We start from the raw sequence: 2,920 nt of genomic DNA, 5'->3' as shown, positions 1-2,920 counted from the left end.
TACTTTTTTATCTATGTATATATTATATACACGGATAAGACGAATTGCAAACAAAAAAAGCAAAATTTCTTTTGCTTTTCTGTCATTATTATTGCATTTAAATCATGTCAATCAAAAGTTGCTTGATTTCAGCCAAGCTTGGTTGGCGTGGGTTACCAGGCGTGCACTGATCGTTGTAGACAAGGTCTGTCAATTGATCAACACTCTTCATCAAAGTAGCTTCAGTAACGCCGTTTTCTGACAATGTCAAGTCAACGTCAATTGACTTAGCCAAATCCTTCACTGCGGCAATCAATGATTCTACCAATTCAGCATCTGTGTTACCCTTCAAGCCAAGGTAGCGGGCAATATCAGCGTAATCCTTTTGTGCTGTGTATGTTTCATAGCGAGGATATGGTGTGCGCTTCACGTTACCTGTCACAGCATTGAACTTAATCACGTGTGGCATAGCAATCGCGATTGACAAACCGTGAGCCAAACCGAATTCACCACCGATCTTGTGTGCAAGTGAGTGGTTGATACCAAGGAAGGCGTTGGCAAATGACATACCAGCAAGTGTTGAAGCATAGTGCATCTTCGTACGTGCGTTTTGACCTTCCTTTGTTGGGTTCTTTGGATCGTAGTTGTATGATGTTGTCAAGTTTTCAAAAATCAACTTGATAGCTTCCAAAGCCCATGGACGTGTGAATTCTGACGCCATTACTGAAACATATGATTCAAAGGCGTGTGACAAAGCATCCAATCCTGAGAAGGCAACTGTACGCTTTGGCACAGTCATGACGAATTCTGGGTCGACAATAGCGACTTCTGGTGTCAATTCGTAATCGGCCAATGGATACTTCACGTGTGTTTCATCGTCTGTAATAACGGCGAATGGTGTCACTTCAGAACCAGTACCTGATGTTGTTGGAATGGCAACCATTTGTGTCAAACGTGCGTGGTAGAACTTCACGATACGCTTACGGATGTCCATGAACTTTTGTTGCAATTCCATGAACAATTCCTTGATACCTTCTTCGTCTGACAAAATACCTTCGTGACGTGTTGAGTATTCGTACAAGAAGCGACCAATCTTACCGGCATCAAGTGCTGAACCACCACCAAGCAAGATGACAGCATCAGGCTTGAAGTCAGCCATTTGACGTGCAATTTCAACCGCTTGTGACAATGTTGGGTCTGGTTGTACTGAGCCATAGATTGATGTTTCAACTTGTTCTTGACGCAATTCTAATTGGCTCAAAACCTTACCAACGAAGCCGAATTGTACCATACCTGGATCGGCCACGATGAAGGCACGCTTAACTGATGGCAAATCTTGCAAATAAGTGATGGCGTTAGCTTCGTAGTAAACTTCCTTTGGCAAACGAATCCACTGTGGACGGTTACGACGACGCGCCACTGTTTTAATATTAAGCAAATCGTATGTTGACAAGTTGTGAGACAATGAATTCTTCCCCCATGATCCGGTACCAAGCGTCAATGATGGGCGCATAGCATCTGTATAGATATCACCGACACCACCGATTGAATCTGGTTGGTTAACCAAGATACGTGATGCACCGATAGCATCAGCATATTCCTTAATAAATGGATCATCTTGTGATCCGATTTGAATAGCCGCGTTGTGTCCGGCACCTTGATAGTCTAAGAGTGCTTGCACAGTGTCGATAGCTTCTTCACGTGTATCGACCTTATAAAGTGACAACAATGGTGAGAGCTTTTCTGATGACAAGGCTTCACCGATGTTCTTGCGGTCTAATTCAAACAACAAGACATCCTTACCTTCAGGAATCTTAACACCAGCTTGTTCAGCAATCCAACGACCTGACATACCAGCAACTGGACCAGCAACACCAAAGCCTTCTGCATTTGGCTTGAAGACGAAGTCAGCGATCTTCTTGTAGTCCTTCTTAGGTACCAAGTAAGCACCTTGTTCTTGCAACTTTTGCAAAATTTCATCATAAACAGGGGCTTGGATAACCGCTGAGTTTTCAGTGGCACAGATCATACCGTTGTCAAAACGCTTTGACAACAACAAGTCAGATACCGCACGGTCTGTATCAACAGTTGCATCGATATAAACCGCACCGTTACCGGCACCAACACCCATTGAAGGGTTACCTGACTTCAAGGCTGCGTTAACCATTGATGGGCCACCAGTAGCCAAGATTGAGGCAATACCAGGGTTTTGGATCAAGGCTGTTGTCGCATAAATTGATGGTGTTTCAATCCATTGGATGAAGTTCTTAGGTGCGCCAGCCTTCACCGCTGCTTCATAAACAATCTTAGCAGCGTGTGCTGAAGCCTTTTGTGCTTGTGGGTGGAAAGCAAAGATAATCGTGTTACGCGTCTTTGCTGTCAACATTGCCTTGAAAATTGTTGTTGACGTTGGGTTAGTTGTTGGCACGATACCAGCCAATACCCCAAGTGGTGCAGCGACTTCAACCTTTCCTTGGATTTTATCTTCGCTAATCACACCAACTGTCTTATCAAACTTGATGGCGTTATAAACAGATTCTGAAGCAAAACGGTTCTTTGTATCCTTATCTTCAACAACCCCACGACCAGTTTCGTCGTGTGCTTCGTGCGCCAATAGCAATGAGTTTTCTGATCCGGCCAATGCCATTGCTGCAACAATCTTATCAACTTGTTCTTGTGTATATGTTGAGAATTCAGCCAAAGCCTTTTGAGACTTTTCAACCAATTCTGCTGTCATTTTTTCAGCTTGTGCTTGTAATTCCGCCTTTTCTTCTGGCGTCAAAGCCTTCTTTGCAGGCTTCTTTTCATTTGCGTCTACCATAATGACTACTCCTTTTATCGTTTGCTCATTTATTAACAATCTAAGTATATAACAGCCTGGTTTAATATGCAAGTTTTTTAGAAATATTTTTTAAAACGTTGAATAATCAACGTTTTAAAA

The 2,920-nt window shown here is 42.9% G+C and carries 1 protein-coding gene; it reads right to left on the bottom strand.

Translation table 11 applies throughout. From position 1 onward, the window contains the following. Window positions 1–97 precede the first annotated feature (97 nt). Window positions 98–2,800, bottom strand: a complete 2,703-nt coding sequence (adhE, locus tag ACW12G_RS07355; protein WP_455646709.1) for a bifunctional acetaldehyde-CoA/alcohol dehydrogenase — start codon at window positions 2,798–2,800, stop codon at window positions 98–100. Window positions 2,801–2,920 lie beyond the last annotated feature (120 nt).

The sequence above is a fragment of the Leuconostoc sp. genome, assembly GCF_965300815.1.
This window is presented reverse-complemented; position numbering and strand designations above follow the sequence as displayed.